Source organism: Shimia sp. MMG029 (genome assembly GCF_027947445.1).
Lineage (GTDB): Bacteria > Pseudomonadota > Alphaproteobacteria > Rhodobacterales > Rhodobacteraceae > Shimia.
In genome coordinates this window covers 862584-880773 of the sequence record NZ_JAQJIM010000001.1, presented here as the reverse complement: position 1 = coordinate 880773, position 18190 = coordinate 862584, and the positions used below count along the sequence as shown (strand labels likewise).

The following is an 18190-nucleotide window of genomic DNA, read 5'->3' as shown; positions in this document are numbered from 1 at the left end:
GAAACCAATGCCCAAAACCACCAAATATGTCGCCAAGGTCCCGGATGCGGACGGCGTGATCCACTACACAGCGCAAGAGAATGCGGTCTGGCGGGATCTGGTTGCCCAGCAACAGCCCAATGTAGAGAGACTGGCTGCCGCGCCGTTTCTGGCTGGTCAGCGCCGCCTGAACTTGCCTGTGGATCGCGTGCCGCAATGTGTAGAGGTGTCAGAGGTTCTGGAGGATCTGACCGGCTGGCGCGTGGCCCCGGTGCCTGCGTTGATTGGCTTTGGGCGCTTTTTTAAGATGTTGTCGGAGAAAACCTTTCCTGCGGCATCCTTCATTCGAGATCGCGAAAGCTTTGATTACATCGAAGAGCCCGACATCTTTCATGAAATCTATGGGCACACGCCACTGCTGACGGATCCGCGGTTTGCCAAGTTTTCACAAAGAATTGGCGAGACAGGGCTGGCGTGTGACCCGGCTGACTATTCATGGTTGATCCGGCTGTATTGGTTCACGGTGGAGTTTGGGCTGATCCGGGAAGGGGAGCAGATCAAAGCGCTGGGGTCTGGCCTGGCGTCTTCGCCTGGGGAGCTTTCCCATTCCATCTTTGGCCCGAGCGTGATCCGTAAGCCGTTTGACGTGATTGATATTCTGCGTACGCCGTATCGGATCGACATCAATCAGCCGATCTATTTTGTGTTGGATGACGTAGAGCAGCTTTTGGAAGCTTCGGAACGGGATCTTTTGGTCGACATCAAAAAGGCGCAGGCGCTGGGGCTGTATAAGCCGGTGTTTCCACCGAAACCGGAGGCGGCATGATGGTGGAAGAATTGGCGAGCAAATCCTGTGCCGCCTGTGAAGGTTGGGTGCCCCCCTTGAGTGACGCGGATTTGGCTACACTGAAAAGCAAGCTGCACCCGGACTGGACCATTGCGGAAGATGGCAATTCGCTGCAACGCAAGCTGGTTTTCAAAGCCTATGCCAAGGCGGTTTATGCCGCCAACCTCGCAGCGTTTGTCAGCGACAAGGAAGGCCACCATGCGGATGTGCGGTTTGGCTGGGGCTATTGTGAGATCACCTACACATCCCACGAATTGGGACGGTTGTCAGAGAATGATTTCATCTGTGCCGCCAAGCTGGACGCGATGCTGGCCTAACGGATCAGAACTTTAAGGTTGGCCGGGCTTTGGGATCAAGCGTGAGCGCGTCAGGCCAGCCGACAAAACGCTCGATCAACACAAGAATGATACAGGCGAGGATAACGCCAAACACAAGCTTGACCCGTTTTTCAGAAGGCGGGTTGCGCGCCCATTGGCTCATGCGGAACAAGTGGCGAAAGTTCATCTGTGGGGCAGCTGTCGTGTTTGGATCGTTGGAGAATGAGAATGCCTGAGGTTTTGCGCGGACGCAAATGGAAGGCGCAGGCTGCGCCTTCCTGTTCAGGCGCGTTTCTTAGTTGTCTTCTGTAAAGCGCACTTTGCCGATGAAAGGCAGGTTGCGGTTGCGTTGGGCGAAGTCGATGCCGTAGCCCACGACAAATTCATCAGGAATTGAAAAGCCAATCCAGTCGGCGGCGATGTCGGCTTCGCGACGGCTGGGTTTGTCGAGCAGCGCGATGGTTTTGATCTTGGCAGGGTTGCGGGCCTTGAGCAGGTGCAACACGTGGGTCAGCGTGTGGCCGGTGTCGACGATATCTTCGACCACCAGCACATCGCGGCCTTCGATCTCGCCGCGCAAGTCTTTGAAAATACGCACTTCTCGACTGCTTTCCATGGCGTTGCCATAGGAGGAGGCTTCGAGGAAATCGACCTCAACCGGCAGTTCCAGTTCGCGCACCAGATCGGCGATGAAGACAAAAGAGCCGCGCAGCAGGCCCACCACGATCAGCTTATCAGTGCCAGCGTATTCGGATTGAATTTCGCGCGACAGCTCTTCGATCCGGGCGGCAATGGACTTGGCTGAGATCATTTGATCGATGACATATGGACGCTCTGACATGAGACCCTCTTGATTTTTCGCCCGCAGAATAGATATGAGCGCGAGCAGCACAGTGCATAGCGGGGACGCGAAACACTGTCACGTTAAAATGGGCAGCTGACTGGAACCACATGCCGACGCACTCTGAGACACGCACGCTGCCTTACACAGCTCAGCAAATGTATGACCTTGTGGCCGATGTGGCGACCTATCCAAAGTTTCTGCCCTGGTGTGCGGCGGCGCGGGTGCGCTCGGTCACGCCGATTGAAACGGCGCATGGGGTGGGCGAGGAGATGCTCGCGGATCTGGTGATTTCGTTCAAAGTGTTCCGGGAGCGGTTTGGCAGCCGGGTGGGGCTATATCCTGACAGCAAGCACATCGACACGGAGTATCTGGACGGGCCGTTCAAATATATGAAGTCCACCTGGGATTTTGCGGATGTGGATGGCGGTGTTGAGGTGAAGTTCTTTGTCGATTTCGAGTTCAAGAACATCATCTTGCAAAAGGCGATTGGGCTGGTGTTCTTTGAGGCGATGAACCGGATTGTGGCCGCTTTTGAGGCGCGGGCGAAAACGCTCTACGGCTGAGGCTAGGCCACAAAAAAAGGGCGGCCTAACGTGGCGGCCGCCCAAGTTCCGGGAGTGATCCCTGAGTGTTTCGTTAAGATGCGGTGTCGTAGGCGCGCTCGCCGTGGACGGCGAGATCCAGGCCGTTGACTTCGGTTTCCTCATCCACGCGCAGCGGGGTGATGAGGCTCACGACTTTCACAAGCACCACGGTCACAACCAGTGTGAAGATGCCGACAACCGCGAGGCCGCCAAGCTGCGCGACCCAGCTGCCTTGGCCAAAGACCGCAATCATGATGGTGCCGAAGATGCCGCCCACGCCGTGTACGGCAAAGACATCCAGCGTGTCGTCGATTTTCAGGCCGTTGCGCACGAGGTTGACCGCTTCCTGACAGAGCACGCCTGCGATGGCCCCGATGATGAGCGCTTCGACCGGGCCGACAAAGCCGGAGGCCGGGGTGATTGAAGCGAGGCCTGCGATGGTGCCGGTGACAAGACCCACGAGAGAGGCTTTGCCGTATTTGATGCGTTCCCACAGCGCCCATGTGAGCGAAGCGGTGGCTGCAGAGATGTGGGTGACGGTGAGGGCCATGGCGGCACCGCCGTCTGCAGCGAGCTGGCTGCCGCCGTTGAAGCCAAACCAGCCGACCCAGAGCATGGCCGCGCCGATCATCACCATCCAAGGTGCATGTGGTGGCGTTGTGCGGTGGCGGCGCGCGCCCAGCATCACGGCAATCACCAATGCGGCGAGACCTGCGGTTTCATGCACCACGATGCCGCCTGCAAAGTCACGCACGCCAATTTCGCCAAAGATGCCGCCATCTGCCATCATGCCGCCGCCCCAGATCCAGTGGACCACCGGCGCATAGCACAGCAGCATCCAGAGACCGGAGAAGAGCAGAACAAAGCCAAAGCCGATGCGCTCCACATATGCGCCAACAATGAGGGCTGGCGTGATGATGGCAAATGTCATCTGGAAGGCGAAGAACAGCACTTCGGGCAGGGTGCCAGAGAGGCTGTCGGCGGTGACGCCTGTAAGGAACATTTTGCTAAGCCCGCCCCAGAGAGAGCCTGCGCCGCCGTCATTGCCAAAGGCGATGGAGTAGCCAAACATCAGCCACAAAACGCTCATCAAACAGGCAATGGCGTAGGTTTGCATAAACACGCTGAGCACATTGCGTGCGCGCACGAGGCCGCCGTAAAATAAGGCCAGCCCCGGCAGTGTCATGAACAGGACCAAGGCTGTCGCCACGATGATCCATGCGGTGTCCGCTCCGTTCATTTTTTTCCCCTTTAGTCCCATGAGTGGTGGTTTTCTGGGCAAAAAGCGGAAAAGCGGCTGTGAACAAAGGTTGAAGACTGTGCAAAGCGCCTTAAAAGGGGGCGTTTAGCAATATGATTAAAAAATGGGCGTGAAATGCAGCAATTTGTGCAAATGCGCGTCAGTTTGCGCAAGACGCCTTAAAAAGGAGCGCCAGTGCATGATTCCGCGCCGCTTCACGCACGTTTTCGCGGCCAAGCGCGCCGAACTCGATGGTTTCGGTTCTGCAGCCTTCTGAGGTGGCGATGCCAAAACAGACACGGCCTTCGGGCTTGAAGTCTGAGCCACCGGGGCCTGCGATGCCGGTGATGGAGACCGCAAGCTGTGCAGATGAGTTGGCGAGCGCGCCAAGCGCCATTTCGCCCGCGACCTCTTCAGAGACCGCGCCGACGGCCTCCAGCGTGGCGCTGGACACGCCGAGCATTTCGATTTTGGCCTGATTTGTGTAGGTCACAAAGCCACGCTCAAAGGTGGCGGAAGAGCCAGGAATGTCGGTGAGTGCTGCCGCAACCATGCCGCCGGTGCAGCTTTCGGCGGTGGCGATCTGTAGATCCGCCGCGCGGCAATTGGCGAGGAGGGCAGCAACATCAACCATTACATCAGCACCACATGATAGAAGGCTGCCGCGGCAAGCGTTGCCACGCCCGCAAAGACACCGGCCCAGAGATCATCCAGCATGACTCCGATGGGATCATGGCGGCGATCGGCGCGGCCCACGAGCCAGGGCTTGCGGATGTCAAACAGACGGAAGAAGAAGAAGGCGGCGATTGGCCCGGGCCAGATCATGGACATGTCGCGGCTGGCAAAGGCGATGGCGGGGAAGAGCAGGGCGATCCACATGCCCGCGACTTCATCAATGACGATTTCTGAAGGGTCTTCGGTGGGTCTGTCAGCCAGTTCGCGCTGGCAGGCCCAGAACCCGGCCAGAACGGCAAGAACGGTCAGGACAATCAGGAGCCAGAGACCGACGTAGCGTTCCGCCGCCCAACCAATCAGGAGCGCAGCAAGAGAGCCCCATGTGCCGGGGGCATAAGGCAGGCGGCCAACGCCAAAAAAGGTCGCGATTAGGGTGCTCATGTTAAGTCCTGTGTTTGGAACGGTCTGCGATCTGCCCTGTTATTCGTGGCTTCGTGCCCCTTTGCAAGCGGCGAATGGGCGCTGAGGCGCGCGGGTTTGCCAATCTGGAGGTGCGCTTTGGCCGGTGATCCCTATATAGAAGCCGCACGTCAAACTGGCAGCACGTCGGGTGTGGATGCTTAAAAAATAAGCATGTGCATTTTTCTGCCGAAAAAATCACCACGCTTTCATTGAGTTTGACCAATGGGTCAGATACCCCGAAAGCACTGCACAAGGATTAGGCACGTGACCGTTCAAGTCGCACATCTTTCACTGACACCGCCCGTTTTTCTGGCGCCGCTGGCCGGGATCACCGATCGCCCGTATCGGGATCTGGTGAGCCAGTTTGGGGCTGGGCTGGTGGTGAGCGAGATGGTAGCAAGCCAAGAGATGGTGCAGGCCAAGCCCGGCGTGCGCGAACGGGCGGAGCTGGGATTCGGTGATGCGACCACCTCGGTGCAGCTTGCCGGGCGTGAGGCGCATTGGATGGCGGAGGCCGCGCGTCAGGTGGAGGCCAATGGCGCCACGCTGATTGACATCAACATGGGCTGCCCGGCCAAGAAAGTGACCAGTGCCAGCGGCGCGGGCGCCAGCGGCTCGGCTCTGATGAAAGATCTGGATCACGCGCTGACACTGATTGAGGCCGTGGTCGGAGCAGTGGACATTCCAGTGACGCTGAAAACGCGGCTGGGGTGGGATGACAACATGCTAAACGCGCCGGAGCTTGCCAAGCGGGCAGAGGATGCGGGCGTTCAGATGCTGACCATCCACGGGCGCACGCGTTGTCAGTTTTACAAAGGGTCCGCCGATTGGACGGCGATCCGGGGTGTGAAAGACGTGGTGTCGATCCCGGTGATTGCCAATGGCGACATTGTGGATGCCAATACGGCAAAGGCGGCGATGGCGGCCTCTGGCGCGGATGGCGTGATGGTGGGGCGCGGGGCGCAGGGCAAACCCTGGCTGCTGGCGCAGATTGCGGCGGAGATTTTTGGCACAGAGGCGCCGGAGGTGCCCACGGGCTCGGCGCTGGTGGAGCTGGTGCAGGGGCACTACGCCGCGATGCTGTCTTTTTATGGCACCGATCTGGGCCTGCGCGTCGCGCGCAAACATTTGGGTTGGTACATGGACACTGTGGGCACGGAGGCGGCGTTGCGCCGTCGTGTGCAGACCAGCCGGGATACAGAAGAAGTGATGGCGCTGCTTTCGGAGGCGTTGATGCCCTCTGGGAATGATGCGCCCAACAACCAAGAGGCCGCATGAGCATTCAGAGCCCCATATGGAATTCCCTGCCTGTGCCAGGCCTGGTGGTAGACGCAGATGATAAGATCCTGCGTATCAACCCGGCGGCGGAAACGTTTCTGAACGCTTCGGCAAAATCCATGGTAGGGCAGCCGATCTGGGACAAGATCATGGTGGATGCGCCGCTGGAAGAGGCGTTTCAGAGGGCGCGCGAGCATGGCACGCCGCTGTTTGTAAATGATGCGGATCTGGGCACCGGCAATGCACCGCCGGTCCAGTGCAACTTGCAGATTGCGCCGCTGGCCGATGCGCCGGGCGAGATGCTGTTTCTGATTTCCAGCCGGGAGCTGGCTGGTCGGATGACGCGCAGCCATGGGGTGAAATCTTCGGCCAAGAGCGCGATTGGCATGGCTGAAATGCTGGCGCATGAGATCAAGAACCCGCTTGCCGGGATCACGGGCGCGGCGCAGCTTTTGTCGATGAACCTGAGCGCTGAAGATCTGGAGCTGACAGATCTGATTGTCGCCGAAAGCCGCCGGATCGTGAAGTTGCTGGAGCAGGTGGAGCAGTTTGGCAACCTGTCGCTGCCACAGAGGAAGCCGGTCAATATCCACGATGTGTTGGACCGCGCGCGCCGCTCAGCGCTTGTGAGCTATGGGGCGCATATGGAGATCGTGGAAGAGTATGATCCCTCTTTGCCACCAGCCGAAGGGGATGCGGACCAGCTGTTGCAGGTGGTGTTGAACCTGCTCAAGAACGCCTCGGAAGCGGCGGGAGAAAAAGGTAAAATTCGCATTAAGACCTACTATGAACACTCGTTTCGCATGCGGCGGGCGGATGGGTCTGGCCAACCTTTGCCCTTGCAGATCGAGATCATCGACGATGGGCCGGGTCTGCCGCAGGGGCTGGAGGGCGATGTGTTTGATCCCTTTGTTTCAGGACGGGAGAACGGCACAGGGCTGGGCCTCGCGTTGGTGAGCAAAATCATTTCGGATCATGGCGGTCTGATCACAGTGGACAGCGTGCCGGGGCGCACGGTGTTCAAGCTGTCGCTGCCACGGGCGAGCAAAGAAACTCTCAAGACATATGAGGAGAGCCTCTGATGGATGGCACGGTTCTGGTCGCAGATGACGATCGCACAATCCGCACGGTATTGACGCAGGCGCTGACGCGGGCGGGCTGTAAGGTGCATGCCACCTCCTCGCTGACCACGCTGATGCGGTGGGTCGGTGAAGGCAAGGGCGATGTGGTGATCACCGATGTGATGATGCCCGATGGCAATGGCCTTGAGATGCTGCCCAAGATATCTGAGGACCGCCCCGGCCTGCCGGTGATCGTGATTTCGGCACAGAACACCATTATGACGGCGATTCAGGCGGCGGAAGCGGAAGCCTATGACTATTTGCCAAAGCCGTTTGACCTGCCTGATCTGATGAAGCGCACCGGCAAGGCGCTGGAGCAGAAGCGCCGTGCGCCAGCTGCGCCTGCGGTCGAGGAAGAGCGCCCCGATGAGCTGCCGCTGGTGGGGCGTACGCCGGCGATGCAGGCGCTTTACCGCCTTGTGGCGCGGGTGATGAACACCGATTTGCCGGTGTTGATTTCTGGTGAAAGTGGCACGGGTAAGTCTCTGATTGCAAAAGAAATTCATGACTTCTCTGATCGGCGCAATCTGCCGTTTGTGGTGGTCAATGCCGCAGATCTGAGTGATCTGGAAGGCCCGGCGCGCGTGCTGGCCAAAGCCAAAGGTGGCACGATCCTGTTTGATGAGATCGGCGACATTGAAGACGAGGTGCAGGCGCGTATTGTGCGCATGATTGACACCCCGGGCGACCAGAATCCGCGCTTTATGGCGACCAGTCAGGTGAACCTGAACACCGCTATGGAAAATGGCACAGTACGGCAGGATCTGTATTACCGCCTGAACGGTGCGGCGATCCATGTGCCGGCGTTGCGGGAGCGGGTGGACGACATTCCGCTGCTGGTGGAGCATTTCCTGCACCGCGCAGAACGCGAGGGCGCGCCCATGCGGGTGTTCTCGGAAGATGCGATGGAGATGTTCCGCACTTACAGTTGGCCGGGCAACGTGCGCCAGTTGGAAAATGCGGTGCGCCGCCTTGTTCTTACGGCGCAGGCCGAGGAGGTGACCAAAACCGAAGCAGAAATGGTGCTGGGCACGGCGCCTCAGGCCGGGCCGCTGCTTGGTGGAGAGGATAACGAAAAGCTTTCCGCAAGCGTTGCACGGCATCTGCGCCGCTACTTTGATCTGCACGGCAATATGTTGCCACCTGCGGGGCTCTACACGCGGATTCTGCGCGAAATCGAGCTGCCATTGATCGAAATCGCATTGGATGCGACCGGTGGAAATCAGGCAAAATGTGCTGATTTGCTTGGAATTAACCGCAATACGCTGCGGAAAAAGATCACAGATCTGGATATTCACGTGACACGCCGCCGCAAATTGATGTAAAAAGGCCACATAAATGTGGTGCCAGGGTCGCAGTTCTGAAAAAAGAGGCCGCCCATAGAATGCACCACTGGATATGGCGGTGGGACGCGAAAGCGCTACCACATCAATTGGGGAAGTCGGGTGTCGAGCCGGACAATGATGAGTCACTGGGCGCGGTTTCAGCGCCTGCGCAGTCAAAGGCGTGTCCAGAATGCCGCAGCTTTTACGCTGGTGGTGCTGGCGCCGACTTTGGCACTTGCGACCTATTTGGCGCTTGGTCCCTTTGACCTTGGCGTTTCTTCCAACACGTTGCGCGCGATCTTGCTTGCCGACTTTGCCTATGTGCTCATCGTGGCGGCGCTGGTTCTGCAAAATGTGGTGCGCGCGATTGCCTCGCGGCGGGCGCAATCGGCTGGATCGCGGCTGCACCTGCGCCTGACGGGGGCTTTCGCGGTTCTGGCGGTTGTCCCGGCGGTGACCGTGGCGGTGTTTGCGGGGTTGACGCTGAACATTGGCCTTGAAGGCTGGTTCAGCGAGCGTGTGCGCCAAGTGGTTGGCAATTCACTGTCTGCGGCTCAGGCTTATGAAAATGAGCACATAGAGGCGTTGACCGAAGACGCCGGTGCATTGGCGGAGTTTCTCAACACCCGGCGTCGGGCCACGTTTTTCATGGATTCGGGCGAGCTGCGGGTGTTGCTGGCGGCTGGTCAGGTGCAGATCCAGCGCGGGCTGAAAGAGGCCTTTGTGATTGATGGCACGGGGGAACTTCGGGCGCGGGGCGACCGTTCGTATCTGTTTGATTTTGAGCAGCCTACAGATGCGGAGATGCAGCAGGCCGCAGAAGAAGGCTATGCGATCATTCGCGATCTGGAGAGCAATGAGATGCGCGCGCTGGTGCGCCTTGATGCGTTTGTGGATCGCTACCTTTACATCAGCCGGGATGTTGATGCGGAAATCTTTCAGTTGCTGGATGACACGCAGGCCAGTGCGCAACTTTACGCACAGCTGGAAAATGAGCGTGGTCAACGGCTGTTTGAATTTGGCTTGCTGTACCTCGGATTTGCACTGATTCTCGTTTTGGCGGCGATCTGGATGGGCATGTGGATGGCGGAGCGGCTGTCCCGCCCGGTTGGGCGCCTGATGCAGGCGGCGCAGCGCGTTGGTGCCGGTGATCTGGACGTTAAGGTGCGGGAAGAAGAAGGCGATGACGAAATCGCCATGCTGGGGCGCTATTTCAACCAGATGACACGCCAGTTGAAGGGGCAGCGTGAGACGCTGCTGGACAACACGCGCCAGATTGACCGGCGCCGTCGGTTGTTTGACAGCGTGTTGAGTTCGGTGACCTCTGGGGTTGTGGGGCTTGATGCGGAGGGCAAGGTCTCCTTTGTGAACCGATCTGCAGAGCGGTTGCTGGCCTGGGCGGATGACCATCAGGCGATGCCGCTTTCGGTCGCTGTGCCGGAGTTTGGTCCGGTGTTTGAGACGCTGATCGAAAGCGGAAAAGAGGTCGCCCAAGAAGAGATCAAAGTGGTGCGTGCGGGTCGTCTTGAACATTTGCTGGTGCGTATGTCGCGGCGGCGGCGCGACGATGACACGCTTGAGGGCTATGTGGTGGCCTTTGACGATGTGACCAATCTGGTGACGGCGCAGCGTACAGCGGCCTGGGGCGATGTCGCGCGACGTATTGCCCATGAGATCAAGAACCCGCTGACCCCGATTCAGCTGTCTGCCGAGCGCATTCGGCGCAAATTTGCGAGCCGGTTGGGCGAGGACAGTGACACGCTTGAGCAGATGACAGATGTGATTGTGCGCCAGACCAATGATCTGCGCCGCATTGTCGATGAGTTCTCCAAATTTGCGCGCATGCCCGAACCGGAGCGCAAGGCGGTGGATCTGGTGGAGCTGACACAGGCGGCGGTGATGCTGCAGGAGGCTGGGCAACCGGATGTGCGGTTTGTGAAAGATATCAGTGTGGATGCGGTCATGGCGGATCTTGACGCCACAATGATTTCCCAAGCGCTGACCAATCTGATTAAGAACGCCGGGGAGGCGATTGAGACCCGTCAGGAGAAAAACCCTGATGTGGCGCTGACCCCGGAGATACGTGTGTCGCTTCGGACTGAGGCGGATCACGCGATTTTGCAGGTTGCCGACAATGGCATCGGTCTGCCGACCGACCGCGCACGGCTGTTTGAGCCCTATGTCACGACACGCGACAAGGGCACGGGGCTTGGTCTGCCCATTGTGAAAAAGATCATCGAGGAACATGGCGGTCAGCTGACATTGTTGGATGCGCCTGTGTTTGAACCTGCGTCTCATGCCGGGGCGATGGCGGAAATCCAATTGCCGCTGGCACCTGCGGGTGCGGCCCCTGTCGAGACGGTAAAAGAGAGCGAGCGAGTACTATGAGTGACATTCTGATCGTTGATGACGAGCGCGACATTCGGGAGCTGATTTCGGACATCTTGAAAGATGAGGGGTTCTCGACACGGCTGGCTGGAAATTCAGACGAGGCGATGGCGCAGGTCACAAGCGAGCAACCGGCGCTGATGATCCTCGATATCTGGCTGAAAGACAGCAATATGGATGGCATCGACATCCTGAAGGCTGTGAAAAACGACTACCCCGAGGTGCCGGTGGTGATCATTTCGGGCCACGGCAACATCGAGATTGCGGTCGCTGCCATCAAGCAGGGCGCGTATGATTTCATCGAGAAGCCGTTTAACATCGATCAGCTGATGGTGGTGATCAAACGGGCCATGGAAACCAGCCGCCTGCGGCGTGAAAACACCGAGCTTAAGCGTCAGGACAGCAAACCCGCAGAGCTGATTGGTGACAGCGCGGCCTATCGTGCGATGATTTCGCAACTTGATAAGGTGACGCGTTCCAATGGGCGGGTGATGCTGACGGGGCCTGCAGGTGTCGGTAAGGATGTGGCGGCGCGCTATATTCACGCCAACTCCAACCGGGCGAGCGCGCCGTTTGTGACCGTGTCTTGCGCCGGGATGGACCCGGATCGGGTGGAAGAGATTCTGTTTGGGCGCGAGAGCGCTGATCGCGGAATTGAGACCGGTCTGCTGGAACAGGCCAATGGCGGGATCATCTATTTTGACGAGGTGGCGGACATGCCGCTGGCCGCGCAGAGCAAGATTTTGCGGGTGCTGGTGGATCAACAGTTTACGCGGGTGGGCGGCTCCAAAAAGCTGCGCGTGGATCTGCGGGTGATTTCCTCGACCAATCAGGATCTGGCGCAGGCGATTGCGGAGGGCACGTTCCGCGAAGAGCTGTATCACCGTCTGAATGTTGTGCCGATTGCGGTGCCATCTTTGGAGGAACGGCGCGAAGACATTCCCGCGCTGGCGGGTTATTTCCTTGCTCAGCTGCATGAGAGCCAGGGTCTGCCATTGCGGGAGCTTAGCGGGGATGCGATTGCCTTGATGCAGACAATGGTATGGCCGGGCAATGTGCGCCAGCTGAAGAACATGATTGAACGGGTGCTGATTCTGGGTGACGGGCAGGGGCCGATTGAGAGCCGCGAGCTGCCCGGTGAAAGTGATGCGCCCTCCGAAGAAGGGCGTGTGGTGCTGTCTGGCACGCTGGCGACTTTGCCGCTGCGGGAAGCACGTGAGGCGTTTGAGCGGGAGTATTTGCTGACCCAGATCAACCGGTTTGGCGGCAATATCAGCCGCACCGCGAGCTTTGTCGGCATGGAGCGCAGCGCGCTGCATCGCAAGCTGAAATCGCTGGGGGTTGTGACCTCCAACAAGGCGGGCGCGCGGGTGGCGCATGTGCCCGAAGGGGAAAGCGAAGCTGCCGAATAAGATGGCAGCGGCGATTGACCAAATGCAAAACGCGCGGGCCTTAACGCCCGCGCGTTTGGGTTTTTAGCCGCTGGACTTAGAGGAAATCGGTTTGCTGAGATCGATCAGCACACGGCCTCCGTTTTCGGTTTTCAGTCCGCAGATGCTTGGGGTCAGCTCTGGGGCGACCTCGATTTTGGCATAGTGATTGTCGCCAAGTTGGTCGTCTTTGCAGAATGGGATCTTGACCCGTTCATAGCCATTGGCGGCCATGCATTCGCGCACCGCTGTATGGCGGGCGCCTTCGTTGAGGTCGTATTGTTCCGCGCGTTGGCTGACAACACGGCCGTAGCGGTCATAGATCGGCCACCAGTCGGTGACGATATTTGGCGGATAGGCATCCGCCGCCGCGCGGTTGCACTGACCGCGGTCGATGTTCAGCTGTGACTTGGTGACACCTTCTTTGTAGTAGGTGCCAAATTCAGTGCAGCTGCTGAGCACCAGAAGAAGTGAGGTTGCCAAAGTGGCGTGTTTCAGAAGTGGCACAGTCTACCCTTACAATGGTTTGTTGAGATCTATGAGTGCGACGCCGCCGCCCTTGGCGCGCAGGGCACAGATGTTGGGCGCAGGTTTTGGCGCTCCGGCGATCGGTGCGTACTTGCGTCCAGAAATCTGGTCGTCGGTACAAATGGGGTGGTTTACAGCGGCGTAGCCCTTCAGCGTCATGCAATCGGCGCGATGTTCGGCGCGCATGCTTGCATTGGCATCACGCACCTGCACGTGGCTGCCGCCCCAATATCCGGGGTAGCCCCCCCAATAGCCCCCAGCATAGCCGCCGTATCCGCCGTGGTAGCCGGAATAGACGGTTGTTGTGAATGTGGCCGCAGGGAAAAGTTTGTTGGCTTCTACAGAACAGGCTGTGTCATCAAGTGCAGCTGTTTCCCGAGTCACCCCGGATTTGGCGTAGCCTGAGTATGAGGTCGGCGCGCAGCTCGCCAGAACCGTTGTAAGAGCCGCAAATGCCATAAGTGTTTGCCGCATCTTCATATCTCACTTTGTAATTTAATGTCTGCCCTTAGCAAAAACCCAAACGGGACTGGCGTCAATGGTAACAATTGACCTAAATGGCCTGCTCTGGCATGTCGGTCGGACAAACCCTTGAGGGATGCTTATGAAGGTCATTATCTGTGGCGCCGGTCAGGTTGGATGGCAAATTGCACGCCATTTGTCCGGTGAAAACAACGACGTCACCGTGGTTGACAACAACCCCGAACTGGTGCGCCGCGCAACGGACACATTGGATGTGCAGGGCATCGCGGGGTTTGCCAGCTATCCTGACGTGTTGGATCGGGCGGGTGCGCGCGATGCGGACATGTTGATTGCCGCCACCTATTCTGACGAGGTCAATATGGTCACCTGTCAGGTGGCCCATTCTGTGTTTGCAGTGCCGCGCAAAATTGCGCGTTTGCGGAGCCAGTCTTATCTGGATGTGCTGTATTCTGATTTGTACCGGCGCGATCACATGCCGATCGACGTGGTGATTTCACCGGAGCTTGAAGTTGCGGACGCGGCGCTTAAACGCCTGACCGCGCCAAGTGCGTTTGATACGGAGACCTTCCTTGACGGGAAGGTGCAAATGCTCGGCCTTTTGCTGGAAGAAGACTGCCCGGTGGTGAACACGCCGTTGCGCCAGCTGACCGATTTGTTTTCCACGCTGAGTGCGGTTGTGGTTGGGGTGCGCCGCCATGGCACGTTGTTTGCGCCGGAACCGGGCGATCAGCTTTTTGTGGGGGACGAAGTCTATGTGTTCACATTCGTTGAGGATGTGAGCCGCACGATGGAAGTGTTTGGCAAGGTCCAGAAGAAACAAGAGCGCGCGGTGATCGTGGGCGGTGGCAACGTTGGCCTGATGGTGGCACAGCGGCTTGAAAAAAGCGCGCATCGCATCCGCACAAAGATCATTGAGCGGGATCGCAAAGTGGCAGAACGCGCAGCAGAGACGCTGGAGCGGACCATCGTTCTGAATGGGGATGGCATGGATGCGACGCTGCTGGCGGAGGCGGGTGTGGATCGCGCCGATGCGATTTTGGCCGTTACCGATGATGATAAAACCAACATGCTGGCCTCTGTGCGCTCCAAATCGGCGGGGTGTCCGTTGGCGATTGCCTTGATCAACGATCCGACCTTGGCGCCATTGATGCCACCGCTGGGCATTGATGCCTTTATCAACCCGCGCGCCACGACGGTGAGCTCGATTCTGCGCCATATCCGGCATGGGCGGGTGCGCGAGGTGTATTCCGTGGGCGACACGGAGGCGGAGATCATCGAGGCTGAGGTTTTGTCGACCTCGCCGATTGCTGGCCAGATGGTGCGCGATGTGGACTTTCCTGAAGGCGTTCTGATTGGGGCGATCCGCAAGGGCAAAGAGGTGGTGAAACCCAAAGGCAGCACGCGGATTGACGAAGGGGATGTGATTGCGCTGTTTGCACTGTCGGCAGATGTGCCACGTGTGGAGCAGCTGTTGCAGGTCTCCATCGATTTCTTCTGAGCCGATGAAGCTGCGCCTGTCACAGATACCGTTGTTTGTGCAGATGGTCCTGCTTTGTGGGGCCTTGATGTATGTGCCGGCGGCGGTTGCGCTGGCGCAGGATGACCATTTTGTCTCTCGCAGTTTCTTTTATTCCGGCACGCTTGTTCTCTTTGCCTGCACATTGATTGCGATGGCGATCTACGGCACGCAGGGGCGGGTGAGAACCATCGATAATCTGAAGGCGCTGTTGATGGCGCTGGGGGTGTTGCCAGCGGTATTGGCACTGCCGATGTATGAGACACTTGGGGTTGTGCCCTATGTCGATGTTTACTTTGAGATGGTCAGCAGCATCACGACCACAGGCATGACCACTTATGAACCCGCCAGTATGCTGACGGATGCTGTGCATCTGTGGCGTGGCATTGTGGGCTGGATCGGGGGCCTGTTGATGTGGATCGCTGCGGCGGCGGTTTTGGCGCCGCTGAGCCTTGGCGGGTTTGAGGTGACGGCGATGGGCGAGCCGGGGCAGGTGAGCGCCGGGCAGGGGCATGTGCAACGCGCGCGCCCGATGAAACGCTGGAGCCGGGCGGCACGGGCCTTGTTGCCGATTTATATCGGGCTGACCGTGGCGCTGTGGATTATGTTGGTGGTGCTGGGTGATCGCCCGATTGTCGGGTTGATGAACGCTATGGCGACGCTGTCTACAAGCGGGATCACCAGCGGTGTCGGGGTGCAAGACAGCAACTCTGGCATTGCGGGCGAAATGATCATCTTTCTGTTCATGTTGTTTGCGTTGTCGCGCGGCACCTTCAGTTCGGACACAGGGGCCGTGCGGCGCAACAGCCTGTTGCAGGATCCGGAGCTGCGGCTTGGGTTTCTGATTGTTGTGATCGTGCCAAGCATGCTGTTTGCCCGCCATTGGTTTGGTGCGTTGAGCGAAGATGAGGTGAGCGATCCGTTGGCCGCCATCAAAGCCCTGTGGGGGGCGGTGTTTATGGTGATGAGCTTTCTCACCACCACCGGGGTGGAAAGTTCGGAATGGCTGCTGGCACGCGACTGGAGCGGACTACAGACACCGGGGATGATCCTGCTGGCGCTGGCCATGGTGGGCGGCGGCGTTGCCACCACTGCGGGGGGCGTGAAACTGCTGCGCGTCTATGCGCTGTATGTGCAGGGCTTGGGGGAAATGGAGCGGCTGGTGCACCCCAATGTGGTTTTGGGGCGCAAACGTGCGGGCGCGCGCGGGTTGAGACGGCGCGGCGCGGTGATTGCCTGGGTGTTTTTTATGCTGTTTGCGCTCTCCATTGCGGTGGTTTCGCTGCTGCTGGCCTTGGCGGGCAACAGCTTTGAAGAGGCGATCATACTGGCGGTGTCTGCACTGACCACCACGGGGCCACTGACGCAGGTGGCGGGCGAGTTCCCAATTGCGATTTCTTCACTGGGGGCAACTGAAAAGCTTATTCTTTGTGCAGCGATGATCGTTGGGCGGCTTGAGGCCTTGGCTGTCATCGCGTTGATTTCGCCGGACTTGTGGCAGAAATGATGCGGTCGGAGGCGTACCGCATTAAAAAGGCGTCATTTTAGGCTGGTAAGTCAAGAATGTGCGCTCCATACTCGCCACTGCATACCAATACCGATGCACAACAAGAACAAAGGCAAGCACGACATGGCTTCGGATCGACAGAATCTCCAAGATGCATTTTTGAACCACGTCCGGAAAACCAAAGTTCCGGTGACTATTTTTCTGATCAACGGTGTGAAACTGCAGGGTGTGATCACCTGGTTTGACAACTTTTGTGTGCTGCTGCGCCGCGATGGGCAGAGCCAGCTGGTTTACAAACACGCGATCTCGACAATCATGCCGGCGCAACCAATCTCTCTTTATGAAGGTGAAGACGCCTCTTGATGGAGCATGATACGCAGGTTACCCGCGCTTGGGTCCTGCATCCCGATATCACTGGCGCTGATCAGCGGCGCGAGGCCTCTTTCGCTTTGGAAGAGGCTATTTCTCTTGCGGCCGCATTGCCGGAGTTGGAGGTGGTGGGCTCAAACGTCGTGCGCCTGCCCAAAGCCCAACCCGGCAAGCTGTTTGGCAGCGGGAAAATCGAAGAGCTGAAAGCGCTGTTTAAGGCCAATGAGGTGGAGCTTGTCCTGATCGACGGGCCGGTCACCCCTGTGCAGCAGCGTAATCTGGAAAAAGAATGGAAGGTCAAACTGCTGGACCGGACCGGGTTGATTTTGGAGATCTTCTCGGATCGGGCGCGCACCCGTGAGGGTGTGTTGCAGGTGGAGATGGCGGCGCTTTCTTATCAGCGCACACGGCTGGTGCGGGCCTGGACCCACCTGGAGCGTCAGCGCGGCGGGCTTGGCTTTGTGGGTGGTCCCGGTGAGACCCAGATCGAGGCGGACCGGCGGGCAATTGACGACCAGCTTGTGCGTTTGCGGCGGCAGCTGGCGAAGGTTGTGAAAACCCGCGAGCTGCACCGCAAGGCGCGGGCCAAGGTGCCGTTTCCGATTGTCGCGCTGGTGGGCTATACCAACGCTGGAAAATCCACGCTTTTCAATCGTGTGACTGGTGCGGATGTGATGGCGAAAGACATGCTTTTTGCCACGCTGGACCCGACCATGCGCGCGGTGGAGCTGCCCAACAATGGGCCTGAGGTGATCCTGTCGGACACGGTGGGCTTCATCAGTGATCTGCCAACGCAGCTTGTCGCCGCCTTCCGGGCGACGCTGGAAGAGGTGCTGGCGGCGGATCTGGTGCTGCATGTGCGCGACATTGCGCATCCGGAAACGGAGCATCAGTCTGAGGACGTGCGCACCATTCTTGAGACCCTTGGGCTGAATGAGGATACGCCGCAGATTGAGGTCTGGAACAAGATTGACCTGCTGAGTGCGGATGATCGCGATGCGATGATCGCCAAGGCAGAGCGCGAAGAAGATATCTTTGCGGTTTCAGCTGTGAGCGGTCAGGGCCTTGATGAGATGTTTGCGGCGATTCAGCAGGCTTTGGCCAGCGAGAAGAGCCGCGAGACCCTCAAGCTTGGCTTTGCTGAGGGGAAGGCGCGGGCGTGGCTCTTTAAGGAAGGTATCGTGGAAGACGAAGCCCAGACTGAAGAGGGCTTTGAAATCACAGTACTGTGGAGCGCCAAACAGCGCGCGCAGTTCGAAAGCCTTTAAGTTTCAGACAGTTCTCTGAGAATGCGATG

At 58.6% G+C, this 18190-nt stretch carries 19 protein-coding genes; 12 read left to right on the top strand and 7 right to left on the bottom strand.

The window, feature by feature from the left end; translation table 11 throughout:
- The first annotated feature begins 7 nt into the window (after positions 1-7).
- Complete coding sequence (locus PJL69_RS04255; protein ID WP_271308535.1) at positions 8-805, top strand: phenylalanine 4-monooxygenase; 798 nt, start codon at positions 8-10, stop codon at positions 803-805.
- Entirely contained in the window at positions 802-1143 is a 342-nt protein-coding gene (locus PJL69_RS04250) for a 4a-hydroxytetrahydrobiopterin dehydratase (RefSeq protein WP_271308534.1), read from the top strand. Before PJL69_RS04255 ends, PJL69_RS04250 begins: the two co-directional genes overlap by 4 nt.
- 4 nt (positions 1144-1147) lie before the next feature.
- Here PJL69_RS04250 and PJL69_RS04245 read toward each other — a convergent pair whose 3' ends face one another.
- Together PJL69_RS04245 and hpt are read right to left on the bottom strand one after the other, a co-directional pair.
- The gene (locus PJL69_RS04245) at positions 1148-1330 is read right to left on the bottom strand and encodes a hypothetical protein (RefSeq protein WP_271308533.1); all 183 of its coding nucleotides are present in this window, start codon (positions 1328-1330) and stop codon (positions 1148-1150) included.
- A gap of 108 nt (positions 1331-1438) precedes the next feature.
- Positions 1439-1984, bottom strand: coding sequence for a hypoxanthine phosphoribosyltransferase (gene hpt, locus PJL69_RS04240; protein WP_209095925.1), 546 nt, complete (start codon positions 1982-1984; stop codon positions 1439-1441).
- A gap of 110 nt (positions 1985-2094) precedes the next feature.
- Here hpt and PJL69_RS04235 point away from each other — a divergent pair, with 110 nt between their 5' ends.
- A complete protein-coding gene (locus PJL69_RS04235) occupies positions 2095-2550 on the top strand; it encodes a type II toxin-antitoxin system RatA family toxin (protein ID WP_209095924.1) in 456 nt (151 codons plus the stop codon).
- Positions 2551-2623: 73 nt separating this feature from the next.
- Here the strand turns inward: PJL69_RS04235 and PJL69_RS04230 are convergent, their stop codons facing one another.
- The 3 genes from PJL69_RS04230 to PJL69_RS04220 all read right to left on the bottom strand — a co-directional run bounded on the left by PJL69_RS04230 (position 2624) and on the right by PJL69_RS04220 (position 4927).
- Positions 2624-3811, bottom strand: coding sequence for an ammonium transporter (locus PJL69_RS04230; RefSeq protein ID WP_271308532.1), 1188 nt, complete (start codon positions 3809-3811; stop codon positions 2624-2626).
- Between the two features lie 160 nt (positions 3812-3971).
- Positions 3972-4445 carry a CinA family protein gene (locus PJL69_RS04225; RefSeq protein WP_271308531.1) on the bottom strand — a complete coding sequence of 158 codons (474 nt, stop codon included), beginning with the start codon at positions 4443-4445 and terminating at the stop codon, positions 3972-3974.
- On the bottom strand, positions 4445-4927 hold the full coding sequence (locus tag PJL69_RS04220) for a phosphatidylglycerophosphatase A family protein (protein WP_271308530.1): 483 nt from the start codon (positions 4925-4927) through the stop codon (positions 4445-4447). Before PJL69_RS04220 ends, PJL69_RS04225 begins: the two co-directional genes overlap by 1 nt.
- Before the next feature lie 285 nt (positions 4928-5212).
- Between PJL69_RS04220 and dusB the strand changes: the two genes are divergently transcribed.
- From dusB to ntrX, 5 genes are all read left to right on the top strand, one after another.
- Positions 5213-6226, top strand: coding sequence for a tRNA dihydrouridine synthase DusB (dusB, locus tag PJL69_RS04215; RefSeq protein ID WP_271308529.1), 1014 nt, complete (start codon positions 5213-5215; stop codon positions 6224-6226).
- Positions 6223-7308 carry a two-component system sensor histidine kinase NtrB gene (locus PJL69_RS04210; protein WP_271308528.1) on the top strand — a complete coding sequence of 362 codons (1086 nt, stop codon included), beginning with the start codon at positions 6223-6225 and terminating at the stop codon, positions 7306-7308. The genes dusB and PJL69_RS04210 overlap by 4 nt, the downstream gene beginning before the upstream one ends.
- A complete protein-coding gene (locus tag PJL69_RS04205; RefSeq protein WP_209095912.1) occupies positions 7308-8672 on the top strand; it encodes a response regulator in 1365 nt (454 codons plus the stop codon). Before PJL69_RS04210 ends, PJL69_RS04205 begins: the two co-directional genes overlap by 1 nt.
- Positions 8673-8807: 135 nt before the next feature.
- A complete protein-coding gene (locus PJL69_RS04200) occupies positions 8808-11060 on the top strand; it encodes a sensor histidine kinase (protein ID WP_271308527.1) in 2253 nt (750 codons plus the stop codon).
- Entirely contained in the window at positions 11057-12472 is a 1416-nt protein-coding gene (gene ntrX / locus PJL69_RS04195) for a nitrogen assimilation response regulator NtrX (protein ID WP_271308526.1), read from the top strand. Before PJL69_RS04200 ends, ntrX begins: the two co-directional genes overlap by 4 nt.
- 63 nt (positions 12473-12535) lie before the next feature.
- Here the strand turns inward: ntrX and PJL69_RS04190 are convergent, their stop codons facing one another.
- A complete protein-coding gene (locus PJL69_RS04190) occupies positions 12536-12997 on the bottom strand; it encodes a hypothetical protein (protein WP_271308525.1) in 462 nt (153 codons plus the stop codon).
- Between the two features lie 9 nt (positions 12998-13006).
- Positions 13007-13492, bottom strand: a complete 486-nt coding sequence (locus tag PJL69_RS04185; protein ID WP_271308524.1) for a hypothetical protein — start codon at positions 13490-13492, stop codon at positions 13007-13009.
- A 130-nt stretch (positions 13493-13622) separates the two neighbouring features.
- Between PJL69_RS04185 and trkA the strand changes: the two genes are divergently transcribed.
- From trkA to hflX, 4 genes are all read left to right on the top strand, one after another.
- Positions 13623-14999, top strand: a complete 1377-nt coding sequence (gene trkA / locus PJL69_RS04180; protein WP_271308523.1) for a Trk system potassium transporter TrkA — start codon at positions 13623-13625, stop codon at positions 14997-14999.
- A 67-nt stretch (positions 15000-15066) separates the two neighbouring features.
- Positions 15067-16524, top strand: a complete 1458-nt coding sequence (locus PJL69_RS04175) for a TrkH family potassium uptake protein (RefSeq protein ID WP_271308522.1) — start codon at positions 15067-15069, stop codon at positions 16522-16524.
- Positions 16525-16647: 123 nt separating this feature from the next.
- Complete coding sequence (gene hfq, locus PJL69_RS04170) at positions 16648-16887, top strand: RNA chaperone Hfq (protein ID WP_008204623.1); 240 nt, start codon at positions 16648-16650, stop codon at positions 16885-16887.
- The gene (gene hflX, locus PJL69_RS04165; protein ID WP_271308521.1) at positions 16887-18161 is read left to right on the top strand and encodes a GTPase HflX; all 1275 of its coding nucleotides are present in this window, start codon (positions 16887-16889) and stop codon (positions 18159-18161) included. Before hfq ends, hflX begins: the two co-directional genes overlap by 1 nt.
- The last annotated feature ends 29 nt before the right edge of the window (positions 18162-18190 follow it).

Coding starts and splice junctions, on each gene's coding strand:
- PJL69_RS04255 (WP_271308535.1), top strand. CDS start 8: ATGCCCAAAACCACCAAATATGTCGCCAAGGTCCCGGATGCGGACGGC.
- PJL69_RS04205 (WP_209095912.1), top strand. CDS start 7,308: ATGGATGGCACGGTTCTGGTCGCAGATGACGATCGCACAATCCGCACG.
- PJL69_RS04200 (WP_271308527.1), top strand. CDS start 8,808: ATGATGAGTCACTGGGCGCGGTTTCAGCGCCTGCGCAGTCAAAGGCGT.
- hfq (WP_008204623.1), top strand. CDS start 16,648: ATGGCTTCGGATCGACAGAATCTCCAAGATGCATTTTTGAACCACGTC.
- hflX (WP_271308521.1), top strand. CDS start 16,887: ATGGAGCATGATACGCAGGTTACCCGCGCTTGGGTCCTGCATCCCGAT.
- trkA (WP_271308523.1), top strand. CDS start 13,623: ATGAAGGTCATTATCTGTGGCGCCGGTCAGGTTGGATGGCAAATTGCA.
- PJL69_RS04225 (WP_271308531.1), bottom strand. CDS start 4,445: ATGGTTGATGTTGCTGCCCTCCTCGCCAATTGCCGCGCGGCGGATCTA.
- PJL69_RS04185 (WP_271308524.1), bottom strand. CDS start 13,492: ATGCGGCAAACACTTATGGCATTTGCGGCTCTTACAACGGTTCTGGCG.
- ntrX (WP_271308526.1), top strand. CDS start 11,057: ATGAGTGACATTCTGATCGTTGATGACGAGCGCGACATTCGGGAGCTG.
- PJL69_RS04230 (WP_271308532.1), bottom strand. CDS start 3,811: ATGAACGGAGCGGACACCGCATGGATCATCGTGGCGACAGCCTTGGTC.
- PJL69_RS04245 (WP_271308533.1), bottom strand. CDS start 1,330: ATGAACTTTCGCCACTTGTTCCGCATGAGCCAATGGGCGCGCAACCCG.
- PJL69_RS04235 (WP_209095924.1), top strand. CDS start 2,095: ATGCCGACGCACTCTGAGACACGCACGCTGCCTTACACAGCTCAGCAA.
- PJL69_RS04175 (WP_271308522.1), top strand. CDS start 15,067: ATGTATGTGCCGGCGGCGGTTGCGCTGGCGCAGGATGACCATTTTGTC.
- PJL69_RS04210 (WP_271308528.1), top strand. CDS start 6,223: ATGAGCATTCAGAGCCCCATATGGAATTCCCTGCCTGTGCCAGGCCTG.
- PJL69_RS04220 (WP_271308530.1), bottom strand. CDS start 4,927: ATGAGCACCCTAATCGCGACCTTTTTTGGCGTTGGCCGCCTGCCTTAT.
- PJL69_RS04250 (WP_271308534.1), top strand. CDS start 802: ATGATGGTGGAAGAATTGGCGAGCAAATCCTGTGCCGCCTGTGAAGGT.
- hpt (WP_209095925.1), bottom strand. CDS start 1,984: ATGTCAGAGCGTCCATATGTCATCGATCAAATGATCTCAGCCAAGTCC.